General features: G+C 64.5%; 21 protein-coding genes. 15 read left to right on the top strand and 6 right to left on the bottom strand.

All coding sequences use genetic code 11. The features are described 5' to 3' along the window. The first annotated feature begins 74 nt into the window (after positions 1-74). From ABWY06_RS15075 to ABWY06_RS15030, 10 genes are all read left to right on the top strand, one after another. Positions 75-1157, top strand: coding sequence for a sensor histidine kinase (locus ABWY06_RS15075; protein WP_353926374.1), 1083 nt, complete (start codon positions 75-77; stop codon positions 1155-1157). After that, the gene (locus ABWY06_RS15070) at positions 1154-1900 is read left to right on the top strand and encodes a LytR/AlgR family response regulator transcription factor (protein ID WP_353926373.1); all 747 of its coding nucleotides are present in this window, start codon (positions 1154-1156) and stop codon (positions 1898-1900) included. Before ABWY06_RS15075 ends, ABWY06_RS15070 begins: the two co-directional genes overlap by 4 nt. A 123-nt stretch (positions 1901-2023) precedes the next feature. After that, entirely contained in the window at positions 2024-2962 is a 939-nt protein-coding gene (hemC, locus tag ABWY06_RS15065) for a hydroxymethylbilane synthase (protein WP_502948205.1), read from the top strand. Beyond that, positions 2959-3744, top strand: coding sequence for a uroporphyrinogen-III synthase (locus ABWY06_RS15060; RefSeq protein ID WP_353926371.1), 786 nt, complete (start codon positions 2959-2961; stop codon positions 3742-3744). Before hemC ends, ABWY06_RS15060 begins: the two co-directional genes overlap by 4 nt. Positions 3745-3759: 15 nt before the next feature. Beyond that, on the top strand, positions 3760-4893 hold the full coding sequence (locus ABWY06_RS15055) for a uroporphyrinogen-III C-methyltransferase (protein ID WP_502948204.1): 1134 nt from the start codon (positions 3760-3762) through the stop codon (positions 4891-4893). Next, positions 4890-6131 (top strand): heme biosynthesis HemY N-terminal domain-containing protein, encoded by a 1242-nt coding sequence (locus tag ABWY06_RS15050; protein ID WP_353926370.1) that lies wholly within the window; start codon positions 4890-4892, stop codon positions 6129-6131. The genes ABWY06_RS15055 and ABWY06_RS15050 overlap by 4 nt, the downstream gene beginning before the upstream one ends. Before the next feature lie 219 nt (positions 6132-6350). Beyond that, positions 6351-6845, top strand: coding sequence for a disulfide bond formation protein B (locus tag ABWY06_RS15045; protein ID WP_353926369.1), 495 nt, complete (start codon positions 6351-6353; stop codon positions 6843-6845). Positions 6846-6855: 10 nt separating this feature from the next. Beyond that, positions 6856-7398, top strand: a complete 543-nt coding sequence (locus ABWY06_RS15040) for a DUF3833 domain-containing protein (protein WP_353926603.1) — start codon at positions 6856-6858, stop codon at positions 7396-7398. Between the two features lie 179 nt (positions 7399-7577). Then, positions 7578-8051, top strand: coding sequence for a sigma D regulator (gene rsd / locus ABWY06_RS15035; RefSeq protein WP_353926368.1), 474 nt, complete (start codon positions 7578-7580; stop codon positions 8049-8051). Between the two features lie 461 nt (positions 8052-8512). Further along, positions 8513-9550 carry an AlgP family protein gene (locus tag ABWY06_RS15030; RefSeq protein ID WP_353926367.1) on the top strand — a complete coding sequence of 346 codons (1038 nt, stop codon included), beginning with the start codon at positions 8513-8515 and terminating at the stop codon, positions 9548-9550. On the opposite strand, the gene ABWY06_RS15025 is transcribed toward ABWY06_RS15030, so the two are convergent. Beyond that, positions 9547-9999, bottom strand: coding sequence for a TIGR02444 family protein (locus tag ABWY06_RS15025; protein WP_353926366.1), 453 nt, complete (start codon positions 9997-9999; stop codon positions 9547-9549). The two genes, ABWY06_RS15030 and ABWY06_RS15025, sit on opposite strands and share 4 nt — an antisense overlap. A 50-nt stretch (positions 10000-10049) precedes the next feature. On the opposite strand from ABWY06_RS15025, the gene ABWY06_RS15020 reads away from it, so the two are divergent. The 3 genes from ABWY06_RS15020 to ABWY06_RS15010 all read left to right on the top strand — a co-directional run bounded on the left by ABWY06_RS15020 (position 10050) and on the right by ABWY06_RS15010 (position 13226). Then, complete coding sequence (locus ABWY06_RS15020) at positions 10050-11960, top strand: ATP-binding cassette domain-containing protein (RefSeq protein WP_353926365.1); 1911 nt, start codon at positions 10050-10052, stop codon at positions 11958-11960. Between the two features lie 205 nt (positions 11961-12165). After that, positions 12166-12798, top strand: a complete 633-nt coding sequence (locus ABWY06_RS15015; protein WP_353926364.1) for a LysE family transporter — start codon at positions 12166-12168, stop codon at positions 12796-12798. 89 nt (positions 12799-12887) lie between these two features. Continuing rightward, positions 12888-13226 (top strand): enhanced serine sensitivity protein SseB C-terminal domain-containing protein, encoded by a 339-nt coding sequence (locus tag ABWY06_RS15010; RefSeq protein ID WP_353926363.1) that lies wholly within the window; start codon positions 12888-12890, stop codon positions 13224-13226. Between the two features lie 54 nt (positions 13227-13280). Here the strand turns inward: ABWY06_RS15010 and ABWY06_RS15005 are convergent, their stop codons facing one another. The 4 genes from ABWY06_RS15005 to ABWY06_RS14990 are packed head-to-tail and all read right to left on the bottom strand — an operon-like array spanning position 13281 to position 16443. After that, on the bottom strand, positions 13281-14036 hold the full coding sequence (locus ABWY06_RS15005; RefSeq protein WP_353926362.1) for a penicillin-binding protein activator LpoB: 756 nt from the start codon (positions 14034-14036) through the stop codon (positions 13281-13283). Between the two features lie 2 nt (positions 14037-14038). After that, positions 14039-14626: a penicillin-binding protein activator LpoB gene (gene lpoB, locus ABWY06_RS15000; protein ID WP_353926602.1), complete on the bottom strand. Its 588-nt coding sequence runs from the start codon at positions 14624-14626 to the stop codon at positions 14039-14041. Between the two features lie 31 nt (positions 14627-14657). Continuing rightward, a complete protein-coding gene (locus tag ABWY06_RS14995) occupies positions 14658-15026 on the bottom strand; it encodes a YcfL family putative periplasmic lipoprotein (RefSeq protein ID WP_353926361.1) in 369 nt (122 codons plus the stop codon). 13 nt (positions 15027-15039) lie between these two features. Continuing rightward, positions 15040-16443: a COG3014 family protein gene (locus ABWY06_RS14990; protein ID WP_353926360.1), complete on the bottom strand. Its 1404-nt coding sequence runs from the start codon at positions 16441-16443 to the stop codon at positions 15040-15042. A gap of 661 nt (positions 16444-17104) precedes the next feature. Here ABWY06_RS14990 and ABWY06_RS14985 point away from each other — a divergent pair. After that, complete coding sequence (locus tag ABWY06_RS14985) at positions 17105-18727, top strand: FTR1 family protein (RefSeq protein ID WP_353926359.1); 1623 nt, start codon at positions 17105-17107, stop codon at positions 18725-18727. 80 nt (positions 18728-18807) lie between these two features. Continuing rightward, positions 18808-19257 carry a YaiI/YqxD family protein gene (locus tag ABWY06_RS14980; RefSeq protein ID WP_353926601.1) on the top strand — a complete coding sequence of 150 codons (450 nt, stop codon included), beginning with the start codon at positions 18808-18810 and terminating at the stop codon, positions 19255-19257. 19 nt (positions 19258-19276) lie between these two features. Here ABWY06_RS14980 and ABWY06_RS14975 read toward each other — a convergent pair whose 3' ends face one another. Further along, complete coding sequence (locus ABWY06_RS14975) at positions 19277-19747, bottom strand: thioesterase family protein (RefSeq protein ID WP_353926358.1); 471 nt, start codon at positions 19745-19747, stop codon at positions 19277-19279. Positions 19748-19800 lie beyond the last annotated feature (53 nt).

Genomic DNA, 19800 nt, shown 5'->3' with positions numbered 1-19800 from the left:
GCTTCAGCGCTCTATTTTGCCCGGCTGTAGCGCGTCGGCTTGCCGTTCGTCGGGTTCGCACCGACACTGGAGTGATGATAATCGACTGGTTCAAGACAAAAAGCGCCCCCGCGCCGAGCGACGATTTTTTCCTGCCGGAATTGTGCCTGCCAGAAACCCTGTTGAGCATGGTGGTGCTGGCCGAACTGCTGGTGCTGGTGCTGGTGCTGTCCGAGCCCATGCAGCCTGGCTTCAACTGGGTACGGTTGGCGCTGACTTCACTGTTCGTGCAGTGGATCGTGCTGCTCTCGGCGGCCTTGATGTGCCGCTTGAGGCCGCTGTTGCGGCGTATGAGCACGGCGCTGGCGGGGATCAGTGGCTGCGCGATAGTGGTCGGCCTGACCCTGGCCTGCACCGCGATGGCGGACTTCTTCCAATTGGGTGGGTCGCTGACGCGTGCGGGCGAGGTCAACCTCTACCTGCGCCACGCCCTGATCGCCCTGATTATGTCGGCACTGTTGCTGCGCTATTTTTATCTGCAGAGCCAGTGGCGGCAGCAGCAGCAGGCAGAGTTGCGCGCGCGCATCGAGTCCTTGCAGGCCCGGATTCGGCCGCACTTTCTCTTTAATAGCCTCAACAGCATCGCCAGCCTGGTGGTCAGCGACCCTTACAAGGCCGAGCAGGCGGTGTTGGACCTGTCGGACCTGTTTCGCGCCAGCCTGGCTAAACCCGGCAGCCTGGTGTCCTGGCACGATGAGCTGGAGCTGGCGCAACGTTACCTGTCCATCGAACGATATCGCCTGGGCGATCGTCTACAACTGGAGTGGCAGGTCGAGGGAGTACCGGCGGATTTGCCCATTCCACAACTGACCTTGCAGCCGTTGCTGGAAAACGCCTTGATTTACGGAATCCAGCCGCGTGTAGAAGGCGGCCTGGTGCAGATCGAAGCACATTACCGCAACGGGGTATTCGAACTGTGCGTCAGCAACCCTTATGACGAAAGCCTGGAACGGCAGCCCTCGCGGGGAACACAGCAGGCGCTGGTGAATATTGATGCGCGACTTGGGGCACTTTTCGGGCCACGAGCGAGTCTGAGCGTCAATCGCCGTGACGGACGGCACTTCACCTGTCTACGCTATCCTTGTACGCGACTCATGCAGGAAGCCCGAGCAATATGAATGTCCTGATCGTTGATGACGAACCCCTGGCCCGCGAGCGCTTGAGCCGTTTGCTCGGTGAGCTTGACGGGTACCGGGTGCTGGAGCCCAGCGCCACCAATGGCGAAGAGGCCCTGCAGCTGATCGACAGCCTTAAACCTGACGTGGTGCTGCTCGATATTCGCATGCCTGGCCTGGATGGCCTGCAGGTGGCCGCCAAGCTCTGCGAACGCGAAGCCCCGCCCGCGGTGATCTTCTGCACCGCTTACGATGAGTTCGCGGTGGAAGCCTTCCAGGTCAGCGCGGTGGGCTACCTGGTCAAGCCGGTGCGTCCGGAAGCCCTGATCGAGGCGCTGAAAAAAGCCGAGCGGCCCAACCGTGCGCAACTGGCTGCGTTGACCCGGCCTGTGCCGGACAGCAACGGCGGTCCGCGTAGCCATATCAGTGCTCGCACCCGCAAAGGCATCGAGTTGATCCCGCTCGATCAGGTGATTTTCTTCATCGCCGACCACAAGTACGTGACGCTGCGACATGAGGGCGGCGAAGTCCTGCTGGACGAGCCGCTCAAGGCCCTGGAAGACGAGTTCGGTGACAGGTTTGTGCGTATCCACCGTAATTCACTGGTCGCCCGTGAGCGCATCGAGCGCTTACAGCGCACCCCGCTGGGGCATTTTCAGCTGTTTCTCAAGGGCCTCAATGGTGATGCCCTGACCGTCAGCCGTCGGCATGTGGCCGGCGTGCGCAAGCTGATGCACAACTTGTAGCCGGCTTCCGGCGACATTCCCGACTTCCGTGCGCGGCCCCTGCCTGGCCGCGGCTACGCGCCGCGCTGAGGCTGCCGGTCCAAACTGCTATGATTCGCGGCAGTTCGTTCTCCGGAAATGTCCATGATTCGTGAAATCCGCATCGCCACCCGCAAGAGTGCCCTGGCCCTGTGGCAGGCTGAATACGTCAAGGCCCGCCTTGAACAGGCGCATCCGGGGTTGAGCGTCACCCTGGTGCCGATGGTGAGCCGTGGCGATAAACTGCTCGACTCGCCCCTGTCCAAAATCGGTGGCAAGGGCCTGTTCGTCAAAGAACTGGAAACCGCGCTGTTGCAGCACGAGGCGGATATCGCGGTGCATTCGATGAAGGATGTACCGATGGATTTCCCCGCCGGACTGGGGCTGTACTGCATCTGCGAACGTGAAGACCCACGGGATGCCTTTGTCTCCAATACGTTCGACAGCCTCGATGCGCTGCCTGCCGGCAGTGTCGTCGGCACCTCCAGCCTGCGCCGTCAGGCGCAGTTGCTGGCGCGACGACCCGACCTGCAGATTCGCTTCCTGCGCGGCAACGTCAATACCCGCTTGGCGAAGCTCGATGCCGGCGAATACGACGCGATTATCTTGGCCGCCGCCGGCCTGATTCGATTGGGTTTTAGCGCCCGTATCCGCAGTAGCCTTAGCGTGCAAGACAGCCTGCCGGCGGGGGGGCAGGGCGCGGTGGGCATCGAATGCCGCAGCGGCGACCCGGCGATCCATGCGCTGCTGGCGCCCTTGCACCATGCCGATACGGCGCTGCGGGTGAGCGCCGAGCGGGCGTTGAACAAGCGGCTCAACGGCGGCTGCCAGGTGCCTATCGCCTGTTATGCGGTGCTCGAAGGTGAGCAGCTCTGGTTGCGTGGCCTGGTTGGCCAACCGGATGGCGAGCGACTGTTGCGGGCCGAGTCGCGCGGCCCGGCAATCCAGGCCGAGGCCCTGGGCCAGGCCGTCGCCGAGATGCTGCTGAACCAGGGCGCCGAGGCCATCCTGCAGACCGTGTATGGCGAGGCGGGTCCGGCGTGAGCCACGGGCCAGCCGCTGGCTGGCGGCTGTTGCTGACCCGTCCCGCCGAAGAGAGCGCCGCCGTGCAGGCACAGCTCAGCGCTGCCGGCGTATTCAGCAGCGGCTTGCCATTGTTGACCATCGAGCCGCTGCCGCAGTGCGCGCAGCAGCGCGCCACTTTCACCGACCTGAAACGCTATTGCGCTGTAGTGGTAGTCAGCAAGCCCGCCGCCCGCCTGGGACTGGCGCGGCTCGCCGAGTACTGCTTGCCGCCCGTGGCCGGCCAGCCCTGGTTCAGTGTGGGCGCTGGCACCGCGCAGATACTCGCCGATGCTGGACTGAAGGTGTTCTATCCGCCCGCAGGGGATGACAGCGAAGCATTGCTGGCGCTGCCGGAGCTGGCGGCCGCGTTAGGGGTGCCAGCACCCCGGGTGTTGATCCTGCGGGGTGAGGGTGGCCGCGAAACCCTGGCCGAGCGCTTGCGCGGTCAAGGCGTGGTGGTCGACTATCTGTCACTCTATCGCCGTTCCTTGCCGCGCTATTGGCCGGGAGTGATCGAAGCGCGGGTTGCGGCGGAACGCCTGAACGGCCTGGTGGTCAGCAGTGGGCAGGGTTTCGAGCACCTGCGCCAGTTGGCGACCGCGGCCTGGCCGCAACTGGCCCGCCTGCCGTTGTTCGTACCAAGCCCCAGGGTGGCCGCGTTGGCTCGTGCCGCCGGCGCCCTGACTGTTGTGGATTGCCGTGGCGCCAGCGTCGCGGCTTTGCTGGCGGCCCTGGAGACCCGATCTCCTGCCGCCCCCTGATGCAAGGATGGATACGTGAGTGACGCAACTGCTGCCCCAGACGATGCCCTGCCCGACGTGCTTCTTCCACCCCCAACCCAGCCTCTAGCTGCCGCCGCGCCGCGCCGCGCTGGTCCGCTGGCCGTGCTGGCATTGCTGGTGGGCGGCGCTGGCGTCGCGCTGGCTGGCTGGGGCGTCTGGCAAGTGCAGGGCCTGCAAAGCCGCGAGCTGCAGCAGCGGGGTCGACTGGAGGCTATCCAGACGAGCTCCGAAGCGTTGAAAAACCGTGCTGACGGCCTTTCCAATACCCTGGCCGGCTTGCCGACGGCGCAGGCGCTGGACGAGCGCCAGCGCCTGCTGGCGACGTTGCAGGGCGAGCAGCAACGCCTGAGCCAACGCCTGGAGACTGTGCTCGGCGCCAGTCGCCAGGTGTGGCGCCTGGCCGAAGCGGAGCATTTGCTGCGCCTGGCCAGCCTGCGCCTGTCGGCGCTACAGGACATCGGCAGTGCCCGTGCCCTGGTGCAGGGCGCGGATGAAATCCTCCAGGCCGAGGATGATCCGGCGGCCTTTGCCGCGCGCGAACAATTGGCGAAAGCTCTGCAAGCCTTGCGCAGCGTAGCCCAGCCCGATCGTACCGGGCTCTTTCTGCAACTCGGTGCCCTGCGTGAGCAGGTGAGGCAGCTCAATAGCCTGAACCCGACTTTCGTTGCCTCGGACGATACAGCCCCGTTGGCCAGCGATGGCCGCTGGACCGCCTGGTGGAAACAGCTTTCCCGCTTTGTGCGCATCGACTTCGATGCCGAACAGGACATTCGCCCGCTGTTGGCGGGCCAGAGTCTGACCCAGGTCCGCCTGGCCCTTAGCCTGGCGCTGGAGCAAGCCCAGTGGGCGGCCCTGAATGGCGAGGCGGCCGTCTTTCGCCAGGCATTGGCCCAGGCGCACGACATCCTGGCAGCTCATTTCAGCCAGGACAATCCGCAGCGCAAGCTCCTCGAGACGCGCCTGAACGAACTGGGCGAGTTGCCGGTCGCGGTGGTGACGCCCGATCTTGGACCGGCCTTGAGTGCGCTGCAGGCCTACCTGGCACAACGTCAATCGGCGGTCAGCGCGGCACAAGCCGAAGGGCAACCGCAACCGGATGACGCCGAGCTGGAAGGGGCGCTTCCATGATGCGCGCCTTCCTGATCTGCCTGATGGTCATTGCGCTCAGTGCCCTGCTGGGGCTGGCCATTGCCGAACAGGCCGGCTACGTACTGATCGCTTACAAGGGGTTTCGCTACGAATCCAGTCTGTGGGCGACCCTGGCCCTGCTGGTGGCGGCCTGGCTGATCTATCGCGGTCTGCGCCTGGCGGCGCGCCTGCTCGGGTTGTCCGGCGCGGTGGTCAACCCCTGGTCGCGGCACCATCGCAACCGCCGGGTGCGCCTGGCGGCCCGCCGCGGTCAGATCGACCTGGCCGAAGGGCAGTGGGCGCAGGCGCTGCGCCACCTGCGCCGCGCGGCCGCGGTGGATCCACAGCCGCTGGTGCATTACCTGGGGGCGGCGCGTGCCGCCAGCGAACTGGGCGACTTCGAGCAAAGCGACCAGCTGCTGCAGCAGGCCCAGGAGCATGAGCCCGGCGCCAGGGTGGCGGTCGGCCTGACCCGGGCCCAACTGCAGATCGCGCGCGGCCAGTACCCCGAGGCGTTGTCGACCGTGCAGGAACTGCACCGGCTGCAGCCGCGCCAACAGTATGTGCTTCAGTTGCTGCAACAGCTGTACGTGCAACTGCGGGATTGGCCGGCGCTCTGCCAGTTGCTGCCAGCATTGCGTAAACAGCGGGTGCTCGATGAAGACCAGTTGCAACAACTGGAGCGCGGGGCTTGGGCGGCATCGCTGCAGCAGGCCGGACAACAGGGCCTGAACCAGGGCGAGACCGCGTTGCAGCCGCTGACGCAGCAATGGAGTCAGTTACCGGCAGCGCTGCGTCAGGAGGCCGATTTGGTGCTGCCCTATGCCGAACAGCTGCGGGTATTGGGGGCGTCGGAGCAGGCCGAAGATGTCTTACGTGCGGCCATCAAACGGCATTATGACCCGCGCCTGGTCTATCTGTATGGACAAGTCCGCGGGCGTGATCCGGCCCGCCAACTGCAGGCGGCGGAGGGGTGGCTGAAGGGCCGGCCGCACGACGCGGTGCTGTTGCTCAGCCTTGGACGTCTATGCTTGAACAGCCAGCTGTGGGGCAAAGCGCGTGAGTATTTCGAGGCGAGCCTGAGTCAGGGCCCGAGCGCGGAGGCCTGCGGCGAATTGGCGCGTCTGCTGGCCCAGCTCGGCGAGATGCAGCGTAGCAATCAGTTGTTCCAGGAGGGCTTGCAGTTGCTCAATCAAGCCTTGCCCAATACGCCGCGGAAAGCGATCCAGCCGGTGTAAGCGGGTGTTCGGTGGAGCGGCGCGCTGAGCCATGGGGCTCGCCGTTCGCGCTGACGCCGTTGGCGTACCCTGCGGCGGACACTGGCCTGCGACGGCTGCTGGCAGATGGCCGGTTGTCGATGCCGGACGACCGTCCGCCGCCGGTGCGGCGTGCGCCTTGAAAGGCGCGGGTGCTTTCCACTACCGTAGCGGACTTTCCTTGCCTCCTCCGGAGCCGTTATGTCGCTGGCCAGTCCGCGTTCCCTGTTTTTCCTCGGTTTCCTTGCCTGTGTCGGGCTCATGGCGGTCGGGTTTTACCTGCAGTATGAATTGGGGCTCGAGCCCTGCCCGCTGTGCATGGTCCAACGAGTCTTTTTTGTCGCCTTCGGCTTGGTCTGCCTGATCGCCGCGGTGCACGGCCCGGCGCGGGGTGGTCGCCGGGCCTATTCGGTCGTGGCGTTGCTGATGGCGGCCTGCGGTGCCGCCACGGCCGGGCGCCAGGTCTGGTTGATGACGGTGCCGGCCGACCAGTTGCCCTCGTGTCTGCCAGGTCTGGAGTACATGCTGCAATCCGGCCAGCCCTGGATGCAGATCATCGGCACCATCCTGCACGGCTCCGCCGATTGCACCGAGGTGAAGTGGACGTTCATGAGCATGAGCATTCCCGAGTGGAGCCTGTTGGCCTTCTGTGGCATGGCGGTGTTCGCACTGTTCCAACTGCTGCGCCGCGGTTGAGTTCGTGAGCCTGCCGCGCCTGTTGGCGGCCCTGCTGCTGGCGCTGCTGGGGGGCTGCAGCGGGCCAGCCATCGAGGATTACGCCGAGCAGCAGCCGCGCCTGGAACTGGCGGAGTTCTTCGAGGGTGAGTTGCAGGCCTGGGGCATGTTCCAGAATCGCTCCGGTGCAGTGGTCAAACGTTTCAAGGTGGCCATGCAAGGCACTTGGGAGGGTGACACCGGGGTGCTTGACGAGCGTTTCACCTACAGCGATGGCAGTATCGAGCGCCGCGTCTGGACCCTCAAACGCCAGGCCGATGGGACCTGGCGCGGTACTGCCGACGATGTGGTGGGTGAGGCCATCGGCGAGGTGGCGGGCAATACCCTGCATTGGCGCTACCAGTTGAACCTCAAGGTTGACGACGCGGTTTATCGGGTCGACTTCGATGACTGGATGTATCTGCTGGACGAGGGCGTTATGCTCAACCGCGCCCGGATGTCGAAATGGGGCATTGACCTGGGCCAGGTTACCCTGACGTTCAGCAAGCCTGGACGCCCGGCACGCAGCGATTAAACGCCCGTATGAAATTTTTCCCCGGGTCGCCTTGATGGCGATGCCGGGCGGGCATAATCTGGCCCGCATGTATCGCCGGAAAATTGCCGTTTCGGCAGTACCTTCCCCGATCACGCACCCACACGAATCCGCTTGCCACGGACGCATAAACGGCATTATCGATAAGGGAAGTGAGCATCATGCTTGAGAGTTGTCAGAATGCCCAAGAGCGTTGGGGTGGCGTCCACCAGCTGATTGACCGCTGGCTACAGGAGCGCCATGAGCTGGTTCATGCCTATGACCTGCTCAACGACTCGGCGAGCGCCCCGGCGGCCTCCACGCCGGAATTGCAGCGGTTTTGCGAAATCTTGCTCGACTACGTATCCGCGGGCCATTTCGAGGTGTACGAGCAACTCACCAGTGAAGCCAAGGCGTTTGGCGATCAGCGAGGGCTTGAGCTGGCCAAGCAGATCTACCCGCGCATCGAAGCCATCACTGAAGTGGCGCTGGCGTTCAATGACCGCTGCGATCAGGTCGAGGGTCGCGACAGTGTGTCATTGGGCGTTGAGCTCAAACGTCTGGGTCAATTGTTGCACGAACGTTTCGAGCTGGAAGATTGCCTGATCGAAGTGCTGCACAACGCTCATAAACAGGCTGCAGTCGCCGCGCTTTAAGCGTTTGTACGCGGTGCCTGTGCGGGTGTCCGCCAGATACATCGAGTCACGCCAGCTCGACATTCCGCACCGTATCCGCGTGTAACAGGCTCCAGGTCGATTCGCTGCGCGGGGGCCGCTTCACGCTCGTGGGTCGTAGGATGGGTGGAGCGTAGCGATACCCATCTGCAAGGTTTCTGGTTCACGGGTTCATCGATAAATCCGCGTCCGTCCCAGGCTTTGGAGACTATTGGCATCCGTGTAACCCCGCATTTTTTGTTGACGGCTACCCCGTCAACCGCCAAACGGCCAGGCCAGGCCGAACCGCTGTCATCGGACTGGGCGGTCCTTTGCTGCCTGGCGTCCTGTCGACGCACAGGCAGTGGTCAGTTTTTAGCCAATGCGCGCTGATAACCAGGCTGGCGACCAGCGGGGCAGGGGGCTAGTATGCTTGCAACCCATTGTCCGTCAGGAGACGCCGTATGCCGGTCAAAAAGAAAGCCGTCAGCACCCCGCTGCACCTGCTTCAGCAGCTGTCCCACAGTCTGCTTGAACACTTGGAGAACGCCTGTTCCCAGGCCCAGGCCGAAGCCGAGAAGATGCTGGCCAAGCTTGAGAAGCAGCGCGGCAAGACCCAGCAAAAACTGCACAAGGTCCGCGCCCGCGTGCAGGATGCGGCCCTCGCAGGCAAGGCCAAGGCACAGCAAAAGGCCAAGCAGGCATTGGCCGAGCTGGACCAGTTGCTCGATGACCTGCAGGAGCGCCAGGCCGAAACCCGCGCGTATATTGTCCAGCTCAAGCGTGATGCCCAGGACAGCCTGAAACTGGCCGAGGGTGTGGTCAAGGTGAAGGACGCCGCGGCTAAGGCGTTGCATCTTCGCCAGAACAGGTCCGTGACGGCTCAAGCGGCCGTGGCGTCAAAAGCGCCGGCCACCAAGGCGGTGAGCAAGTCCGCTGCGCCGGCCAGCAAGTCGAGCGTGGCCGCCAAGTCGCCGGCAACTTCGCCAGCCAAGGCGGTGAAGGCTCCGGCCAAGGCCGCGGCTCAGGCTAAAAGAACTACCGTCAGCACGTCGGGTACGGCGTCCAAGGTGGCTGCCGCTGCCGCGGTCAAATCCGCCGCCAAGGCACCGAGTAAGGCCCCCGCCAAACCTGCGGCACTGACCGCTCAAGTCAAGAAACCCGCGGTCGGCAAGCCGAGCGCTGTGTCGAAGGCACCGGCAGCCGCCGCCACCAAACCGGCGGCCAAAGCGGTGAGCAAGGCTCCGGCCAAGCCCGCTGTACCGGTCGCTCAGGCCAAAAAGCCGACGGCTAGCAAATCCGGTGCGGCGTCCAAGGTGTCGACGGTCGTCGTTGCCAAGCCCGCGGCCAAGTCGACTGCCGCTGCGGCATCGGTTAAAAAGCCGGCGGCCAGCAAACCGAAGGCTGTCGTAAAACCCACCGTGAACGCCGAGAAGCCCGCTGCAACCGCGGGCGAGCCATCCGCCGCGCTCGTTCCGAGTGCTCCAGGCTCCACGCGTTAGACTGCAGCTGCTGCGACGCGCACTAGCTCCAGTGCGTCGCGGTTTCCCTTCAGGTTGTGCAGCCAGCTACCGCCCAGCGGCGTCACGCTCTCCTTGCCCCACGTCCGGCTGACTGCGTCCAGGCGCTGCAGCAACTGCTGTTCGGCCGCAAGTTCCAGCTGTTTCACCTGCTCGCGGAGCTGGCCCAGTGAGGGGTCGTCGAGGGCTGGCGCGCGCCAGTGCTGGCGTAGCTGGCGCAAGGGCCGTATCACCTCCTCTTGCCAGGGTTCTGCCACGGCCTGGAGCGTCTCCAGGTACTCCACACCGCAGGGTACGCCGTGCCGCTCGAGCCAGGCACAGCACAACAACAGGCAAACGTCCTGCCCTTCTGCTTGCAGTTGCAAGCAGGCGTCCTCGACCCCCGGTTGGGCGTAGAGGCGTTGGGCGAAGCGCCAAAGGTCGGTCGACATGGTGCTATCCGGGCGATTGGTGGGCGAAGCTGGTAGACTCCGCCGCCATTATGATTCGAATTCAAAACCTCACTTTACAGCGTGGCCCTCAGCGTCTGCTAGAAGACGCCGAGCTGACCCTGCACCCCGGCCAAAAAGCCGGGCTGATCGGCGCCAATGGTGCCGGCAAATCCACCCTGTTCGCCCTGCTGCTTGGCCAGCTGACGCCGGACGCCGGCGATTGCCTGCTGCCCGCCGATTGGCGGATCGCCCATATGCGCCAGGAAATCGAGACCCTTGACCGGGTGGCGGTGGACTACGTGCTCGATGGCGACCTGCGGCTGCGCCAGGTACAGGTCGCGCTGGCCGCGGCCGAGGCCGCTCAGGACGGGGATGCCCAGGCGCGCCTGCATGCCGAGCTGGACAGTGCCGATGGCTACAGTGCCGACGCCCGGGCGCGCAAGCTGCTGGCGGGCCTGGGGTTCACCAACGAGCAGATGGACAAGCCGGTGGGGGATTTTTCCGGTGGTTGGCGTATGCGCCTGAACCTGGCCCAGGCCTTGATGTGCCCTTCGGACCTGCTGTTGCTCGACGAGCCGACCAACCACCTGGACCTCGACGCGATCCTCTGGCTGGAAGACTGGCTCAAGGGCTACCCCGGCACCCTGCTGCTGATCTCCCACGACCGTGATTTCCTCGACGCGGTGGTCGACCATATCGGCCACTTCGAGCAGCGCAAGCTGACGCTTTACCGCGGCGGCTATTCGGCGTTCGAGCGTACCCGCGCCGAACGCATGGCGCAGCAGCAGCAGGCGTACGAGAAGCAGCAGGCGCAGCGCGCCCATATGGAAAAGTACATCGCCCGCTTCAAGGCACAGGCGACCAAGGCCCGCCAGGCGCAGAGCCGGATCAAGGCCCTGGAACGGATGGAGGAGCTGTCCGCTGCCCACGTGGACTCACCCTTCGATTTTACCTTTCGCGAATCGGACAAGATTTCCAGCCCCTTGCTGGACCTGACCGAGGGCCGTCTTGGCTATGGCGAGCGGGCCGTGTTGCAGAAGGTCAAGCTGCAGTTGGCGCCCGGGGCGCGGATCGGCCTGCTCGGCCCCAATGGCGCCGGCAAGTCGACCCTGATCAAGACCTTGTCCGGCGAGTTGCAGCCCTTGGGCGGGCGCCTGGTCCGCGGTGAAAACCTGGTGGTGGGCTATTTCGCCCAGCACCAGCTGGACTCGCTGGATGCCAAGGCCAGTCCCTTGTTGCATTTGCAGCGGCTGGCGCCGACCGAGCGCGAGCAGACCCTGCGCGACTTTCTCGGTGGCTTCGATTTCCGCGGGCCACGCCTGGATGAGCCGGTGCTGAATTTCTCCGGCGGCGAAAAGGCCCGCCTGGCCTTGGCCCTGATCGCCTGGGGTAAACCCAACCTGTTGCTGCTGGATGAGCCAACCAACCACCTCGACCTGGAAATGCGCCTGGCGCTGACCATGGCGTTGCAGGAATTCGCCGGCGCGGTGCTGGTGGTTTCCCACGATAGGCACCTGCTCAAGAGCACCACCGATGAATTCCTCCTGGTCGCCGACGGGGTTATCCAGGAGTTCGACGGCGACCTGGACGATTACGCCCGTTGGCTGGTCGATTACCGGGCGCGTCAGGTGCCCGCCACCGCGGGTGGTCCGGCGGCCGACAAACCGGATAAAAAAGCCCAGCGCCAGGCCGCGGCGGTGCTGCGCCAGCAACTGGCGCCGCACAAGCGGGCGGCGGACAAACTCGAACAGGAGCTGGGTACCCTGCACACCCAGCTGGCCAAGGTCGAGGCGAAGCTGGGCGACAGCGCTATCTACGAAGCGGCGCGCAAGGACGAATTGCGCGAGCAGTTGGCCGAGCAGGCGCGCCTGAAGGTGCGTGAAGGCGAGCTGGAAGAAGCCTGGATGCTAGCCCTGGAAACGCTCGAGCAGATGCAGCAGGAGCTGGAAGCGCTGTCGTAACGCCGCCGTGCAGCCTTGGCCTGCTGCAGGTCTTCGCGCGCGACCGGGCCCGGTTGGGCGCTCTACGGCGTTACTCGTCGCTTACTTGGAATGAGCAAACCCCGCGACTTGTGCCCAGCCTGGCGCATAGGGTCTAGAGGCCCTAGGCAGTCCGACGAGCGAGCTGTAGGCTAGGGCCTGGTTCTTCGTACCCGAGGTGATGGGCATGACACTGGAAACTTGGTTGGCATTCTTCCTGGCGTGCTGGGTTATCAGCCTGTCGCCCGGGGCCGGCGCTATTGCCTCCATGTCCAGCGGGCTCCAGTACGGCTTCTGGCGCGGCTACTGGAATGCCCTGGGCCTGCAGCTCGGCCTGGCCTTGCAGATTGCCGTGGTGGCGGCCGGTGTTGGCGCCATTCTCTCCACCTCCGCGCTGGCCTTCAGCCTGATCAAATGGTTCGGTGTGGCCTACCTGGTCTACCTGGCGGTACGCCAGTGGCAGGCGCTGCCCACCGACCTGGCCGCGGATGCCGCCGAGCGGCCACTGGGTCGTCCGCTGACGCTGGTGCTGCGGGGCTTCCTGGTCAACGCCAGCAACCCCAAGGCGGTGGTATTTATGTTGGCGGTGCTGCCGCAATTCATCGACCCGCTGCGGCCGCTGTTGCAGCAGTACCTGACCATAGGCGTCACCATGGTGGCGGTCGACCTGATCGTCATGGCTGGTTACACCGGGTTGGCGTCGAAGGTGTTGCGGGTACTGCGTGAGCCCCACCAGCAACGGTTGATGAACCGCACCTTCGCCGGTCTTTTTATCGGCGCGGCCGCGCTGCTGGCCTCGGTACGCCGTGCAGCGGCGTGAGCCAGTCGAGGCGCTGGACGTGATACGGCGCCACGACAGCGCGGTGGCGACGGGCTAGGCTGCGGTTTCTCGTGCAGTGGAGTCGTCGCATGCCTTCGTCCCCGATTACCCCCGACCAATACACTGATGCCTCTGAGCTAGGCCTCGCCGCGGTAAGTCACCCGCCCCTGGAGCGGATGCTTACGGCCCTCTGTCGTGAGCGGGCCGTGCGTCAGGCCTATCTGGCGGCAGTGCAGGACCCGGCGCAAGGGCCGAAGCCGCGCTTGCTGCTGGCCCTGGCCGGGGCCGATCAGGCGGCGCGGCAGCGCCTGGCCGAGCAGGTCTCCGACTGGCTTCCCGCCGGCCTGGCACTGGACCTGATTGAACTGGCGGACGACAGCCTGTCCGTCGCCATCAGGGCCCAATGCGTGCCCTTCCATCGTCTCTAGGGTCTGGTCCCATAAAAAAAGCGACCCGAGGGTCGCTTCGTCTGGCGAGGCCGGTCAGCGCAGGATTTTCGCCGGCTCGTCCGGCGGCAGGTTACTGCGTGCCGGGCTGCCGCCGTCATCCAGGCGCTGGCTGTCGATGCCCAGCAACTGCTCCTGCAGCTGACGGCTGACGTCCAGGCCGAGGGCCTTGGACACGTCGCGGATGACCCGGCCACGGTTGGGGGTGACACGCACGTCATTGCCGTTGACCAGCTTGACGTCCTGAGCTTCGCCCATGGCGGTGAACGCCGAGGTGACGGCGTAGGTCTTGGTGTTGATCAGGCTGAAATCCGCCACCAGGGTCAGGCCCAGCACCTTGGAGTAGCTGTCGGTGTTGCCGATATCGTTGATGTCCGAGCGGAAGTCGACATCCGACACCGTGCCGAACAGCACAAAGTCAGCGCCCTTGAAATGGCCCTGCTTGATCCGGGCGATAACGTCGTACAGCCCTTCGTTTTTCTTGGCGGTGTAGGGCGTGCCCTGGATCAGCTGGAACAGTTTGGACTTGATGATCTCGCCCTTGAGGTCTCCGGTGAATTTGCGCAACTCTCCGCGCTCGATATAGCTGTAGGTGCCCTCTTCCTCTTTATAACTGGCTGAAGAGTTCCCTGCGTAGCCACTGTTCTGGGTCTGGCTGTTGGCGGAAACCTCGTGAAAATACTCACGCACGCGTTCCTCGTAGGCGAGGTCGCTGACCGCCACCTTGGGCGCGGGGGCGGCTTGAGCCCCCAGCGCGAAGGCCAGGCCGAAGATACCGATCCAGGTCCGCATGTTCATCGCTCCGTGGTTTTGCGAATTTCTTTTTCGTCCATCCATTCGGCCAGGCCGCTTTCGACATCGATCAGCTGCAGGCTGAATTTGTAGAACACGTCCTTGTAGTCTTCGCTGCGTTTGACGATCGAGCTGATCGAGCCTTCCAGGCGGTACTTGGCGGCGATCATGTTGCCGGTCTTGTTGACGGTGGAATCCTTGTACAGACCGCTCTGGTTCTGCAGCTTGAGCTGGTCGACCTGGCTCTGCATGTCGGCGTTGTCGCTGGCGAAGCGCGCGGTACCGGTTTTCATCAACTGGGTCTTGATCGAGGTGGTGATCTCGCGGGTGTCGATGTATTCGCTGGTCTTGTTCTTCACGTCGTAGACCTGCACCACCGGGCGGCCCTGCAGAATGCCGGACTGCGCGAGGGAGCGGGTCATGGACTCGGCGATCATCTGCAGGTCGGTGGAGCCGAACTCATTGGTGACCAGCTCGACAGCCTTGCTGTCGCCGTAGCTGGTGTCCGAGCCGCCGACCACCGGCGAGTTGTTGGCACACCCGCTGGCCACGAGTGCGACGGCAGCGAGGAGGGAGATGCGGGCGAGCAGCATAGGTTTTCTCTCGGCAAGAGTGGGTGAGTTACGGCGTTTTGACTTCAAGACGGAAGTCGGTGGCTTGCGGCAGCGGTGCGATCGTCGGCAGGTAGCTGGTCTGACTGCCATACAGGGTCAGGCTTTTCCAGCTCTCCTCCGAGCCGACCGGGAAGCCGTCGTTGCCCAGCCAGGCAAAGCGATAATACATCGACTGATTGCTGCTGCTGGTGTTGATCAATTGGACTTTGACGGTGAGAAAGCCATTTTCGCGGGCGACCCGCATGGCGCCCACTTCGATGTCGTCCATGTCGCCCAAGGTGACCACCTTGCTGGCGGCGCTGCCCGGAGCCGGCGGCGGTGTCGAGCAGCCCGCGAGCAAGGCAATGGCCAGGGCGGCGATGAGTGTGCGGTACATGGCAGTACTCCGTTTAAGGTTGGGCGGCATCGGCCAGTGCCTGGCCGACCACGGGGGGGGTGACACGGGTAGCGTTGCCGCTGGCGAACACCTGGGTGCCAACCACGCGCAAGGGAATGACCTGGAACTTGTCCTTGATGGTGATTTCGACTTCGGTCACCCCGTAGACCGCTGGCAAGCTCAGGCGATGGGTGCCTTTGCTCAGGTTCAGGCGCGCGACCTGGATATTGTCAGGCAGGGTGCGCCAGGTGCGTTCGTCGGCACCCTCGGTAATCGCCGAGGCGATTCCCAGGGCCAGTCCGGCCCAGGGATTTTCTTCATTGAGCTGCTTCTGCGCCACGGCGCGGGTGGCCGCGCGCAAGGTGGTACGCAGGATAATGCCCGGCATGTCGTCACGCAGCGCCCGTCGCGACATCGCGTCGATGCTGCTCAGCTCGGTCAGCTCCAGCGTTCTGCCGTCGAGTTCCACGCTGGAGAAGCTCGGCGTGCTAGTGTCCGGGGTCATCAGCGGGAACGACAGCGGCGCGATGATCAGACCGTCATTGGTGGGTATCGGCAGGGGAATGCGCAGTGAGTTGCGGGCGGGCGCCAGGCCCGTCTGCACCACCAGCAAAACGTCGCTGTCAGCGATCTTTTTACCCTTGATCGGACGATCCAGGTTCAGCAGCGCCTGCTCCAGCAGCGGCGTGTCTGGGCGAAGCTCGATCGCCTTGCGGTAACCGGGCGCAGCCAGGCCTTTTTCGCCCAGGGCTTCGTAGACGAAGCCGGACAAATAATGGCTGAAGGCGCTCTGGTAGCTGTTTTTCAGGCCAGTAACTTCCGGATCGTTCAAGGCTTCCACCGGGTAACCCTGCAGGTCCTTGTACTCGGTGGTGACGCCCTGTTCCTCAGCCTCTTGTTCCTGATCGAGGTACTGCTTGTCACGCAGCTCGGCAATCAGGGCTTCACGCTCATGGGTCTTCTTGATCTCGGTGCGCGCGCTGTCAAAGTCATGGAGCGCCACGTCGTTCAAGGCCATCTGGGTGGTTAGCATGACTTTTTCGTAGTCGTAGCCTTCGTAACGGCGAACCTTGTCGTTGATCAGAAAACTGCCCACCTCACCCAGGTATTTGTTCGGATCGGCCTTGACCGCCTCCTCCCAGGCATAGATGACCTGGTCGGCCTCCCTCCAGGCCACCTGGCTACCGGTCAGGTCACCCTTGGCGCGCAGCAGCTCGCCTTTCTCGAAGTAATACAGCAGGTCCTTGTCGGCCGAGCTGTTGTTCTTCTCCAGCAGGGCCAGGGCACCCTCGACATTGCCACTGCCCAGCTGTTGGCTGGTTTCACTGAGCTCGGTCTCATAACTGCGAAAGGTCGAGCAGCCGCTGGCTTGCACGCACGCGATCGTCACCAAGGCCCATACAACACGAGGGGTCATGCAGAATTCCTTCAAGGGTCTGTTTAGGGCTGGCCGAGCTGATCATCGGAGTCAAGGGTGGGGCACGGGTGGGCCGCCCGATGGCCTTGAACACAGATCGCCTGACGCCCGAAAAGCCGCCCGATTATAGGCCTAAGGCCTGGTTGGAAGCTGGGCTTCATTACGCTTTTTACACCTCATTGCGCGAATACTGTTTCGGCCTCTCGCCAGGGGGTAGCTTGGCCGTCCCAGGCGATGAACTGGCCCGATCTGCGGCGCCCGGCTGATCCAGTGTGGTCAATGGAGCATGGGCCGCGGATGCCAGGGTAAACAGCACGGGCACGCAGACTTGGAGCAGCTGACAGTGGTGGCTGGATGCAGCGCCACAGGGTTGAGTCGGGCCGGCTCAATGCTGGCGGTGTACAGCAACTGGTCCGCGGGGCCTGGTTGGCGCGGTAGTTGGACCAGCCCCTCAGGCGGTTGTCGCCGATCGAGCCGACGCGGGCCGAGAGTGCCACAGAGCAGTATCCGTGCCGGATCCTCCAGTTGCTTCCCGCGCGCGCGGTCACGGCAGAGGGTGGTTGCGACAAAACGCCGCGACCCCGTCAGTCATTGAAACTTGAGGAAAATCGTTAGGGCGGTAACAATTTGATTCAATTTATCGTATTGGGATGCATTCGTGATGCGCGCTTTCAGCTGTTACCTGCGCGGGCTGTTGTTCGGCTTGCTGTCGTTGTGCAGCTTGGTCGCGTTGGCCGGGCCTGTCGAGGACCCCGGCCAGGTGCCTGCAATTACCCCGGATCCCGCGCGGGGCGCGCCGCTGTATGCCCAGCACTGCAGTGTCTGTCATGGTGTTGAAGGCGCCGGTGACGGCCCGGCGGGAGTCGGCCTGACACCGCCACCCGCCAACCTGCGTGACCAGGCGCGCCTGGATCGGCTGAGTCTATTCAATCTCTTCAGCACTATTGGCCAGGGTATCGACGGCACCGACATGGTCGCCTACGCCGATCAACTGGACGAACGCCAGCGCTGGGATCTGACGGCCTATATTGCCGGCCTTGGCGTCGCGGTGTCGCCCGTGGGACCGACCTTTACCCGGGCGCAGTTGGCCGGCTCGACCCCGCTCCAGGTTGCCGCGCAGCTGGGCGATTCGGCGGCGGCCGGTTTTCGCGTCCAGCGTGCGCGACCGCCAGTGGAGCAGCGCGCACCACGACAACTGATCGGCTACACCGCCAGCACCCTGGAGCGGAGCCTGCAGGCCTACCGCGTGGGCGAGCCGGAGCAGGCCTACGACCTGGCGGTGGGGGCCTATCTGGAAGGCTTCGAACTGGTCGAAAGTGCGTTGGACAATCTCGACACGGTCCAGCGCAAGGCCACCGAGCAGACGCTTATGGCCTATCGACAGGGGCTGCAGGATGGGGTGTCCGTCGAGGAGGCGGCGCGTCGCCTGGCGACCGCCCAGGCGCAGCTGCAGCACTCGGCCCAGTTGCTCGACGCGGGTGGGCTGTCGGCATCGCTGAGCTTTGTTTCAAGCCTGTTGATTCTGTTGCGCGAAGGGCTGGAGGCAATCCTGGTGCTGGCGGCGATCCTGGCATTCCTGCGCAACACCGGGCAGGCGCAGGCGGCGCGCAGTGTGCACGTCGGCTGGTTGCTGGCGCTGCTGGCCGGGGTACTGACTTGGGCGTTGGCGGCGTACCTGATCGAGGTCAGTGGCGCCCAGCGTGAGTTGCTGGAGGGCATGACAGCCCTGTTCGCCAGCGTCATGGTGCTCTGGCTCGGGGTGTGGATGCATGATCGGCGCCATGCGGCAGCCTGGCAGTCGCAGATCAAGGGCCATTTGCTGGGCGGCGGCGGTCGCTTCGGTTTTGCCGTACTGGCCTTTTTCTCGGTCTATCGCGAGCTGTTCGAGGTCATTCTGTTTTATGAAACCCTCTGGTTGCAGGCGGGACCGGCCGCCCACGGCATGGTACTGGCGGGAGCGGCGACGGCCCTGGTGCTGCTGGTGGGGCTGGCCTGGGTCATCCTGCGCGGTTCGCGCCGAGTGCCGTTGGCGTTGTTCTTCCAGGCCAATGCGGCGCTGCTCTGCGTGCTGTCGGTGGTGTTCGCCGGACACGGAATAGCCGCCCTGCAGGAAGCCGGGGTGTTGGGCACACGGCCCGTGGCGTTCTTCGAGTTCGACTGGTTGGGCATCCACGCCGACGCCTATGGCTTGGCCGCCCAGGGCGCCGCCATGGCCGCCATCGTGCTGTTGTACGGACGCAGCTGGCGAGCCGAGCGCCGTCGCGTCGCGCAGCTGGCCGGTTAAGCGCGGCAGGGCTGCCGGGAGCGGCCGGTTCGGCGATACTGACGGCCGTTCTGGCGCGCGCCGCCGTGGAGACAGTCGTGATACGTGTATGGATCGATGCCGATGCCTGCCCCCGGGCGGCCAAAGACCAGGTGATCAAGTTCGCCCTCAAGCGCCGCTTCGAGGTCTGCCTGGTAGCCGGGCAGGCGCAGCTCAAGCCGGCGTTCGCCTGTGTGCGGCTGATCGTGGTGCCCAGCGGCCCGGACGCGGCCGACGATTACCTGGTCGAGCATGCCGTGCCGGGCGAATTGGTGATTTGCAGCGACGTGCCGCTGGCCGACCGGCTGGTGAAGAAGGGCGTGGCGGCGCTCGATCCGCGCGGCCAGGAATTCGACGCGGGCAACATGGGGCAGCGCTTGGCCGTGCGCAACCTGTTCACCGACCTGCGTGAGCAGGGTCAACACAGCGGCGGTCAGGGAGCCTATGGCGACCGCGAAAAACAGGCCTTCGCCAACGCCCTGGACCGGATTTTGACGCGCCTGTCCCGTTGAGCCTGGCTCAGCCGCCGAGCTAGCCGCACAGGTAGGTGCCAGTGCCCACCGCTACCAGGGTGCCGTCGTCGGCATGCAGTTCGGAACGCACCACCGCGACCTTGTTGCCCGAGCGCAGCAGCACCGCCTGGGCGATAAAATGCTGGCCGCGGCCGGGCCGCAGGTAGTCCACACGCAGGTCGATGGTGCCCAGTTTCGACAGCTTGGCCATGCGTTCGGCCGTGGGCAGCTGGCGATGCCGCTCGAAGGCCCCGATCAGCGCCATGGCCCCGCCGGCGACGTCCAGCAGCGTGGCTATGACACCGCCATGCAGGATGCCGTGGACGAAGTTGCCGATCAGTTCATCCTTCATCGGCAGGCTCATGCGCACCCGCGCCAGCGACAGTTCGTCGAGCTGGATGCCCAGCACCTGGTTGAAGGGAATGCGCTGGAAAAATTCGCTGACCGCCTGCTGCAGTTCGGCAGTCAGTTCAAAGGGCGACTCGGACATGGTGGGTACTTCTCAGGTGGAAGGCCCCAGCCTGCCTGAGCCCCGCCGGGCAT

The organism is Pseudomonas sp., assembly GCF_040514055.1.
GTDB lineage: Bacteria > Pseudomonadota > Gammaproteobacteria > Pseudomonadales > Pseudomonadaceae > Aquipseudomonas.
The sequence above is the reverse complement of the archived record's forward strand: the minus strand, read 5'-3'. Positions and strand labels throughout refer to the sequence as shown.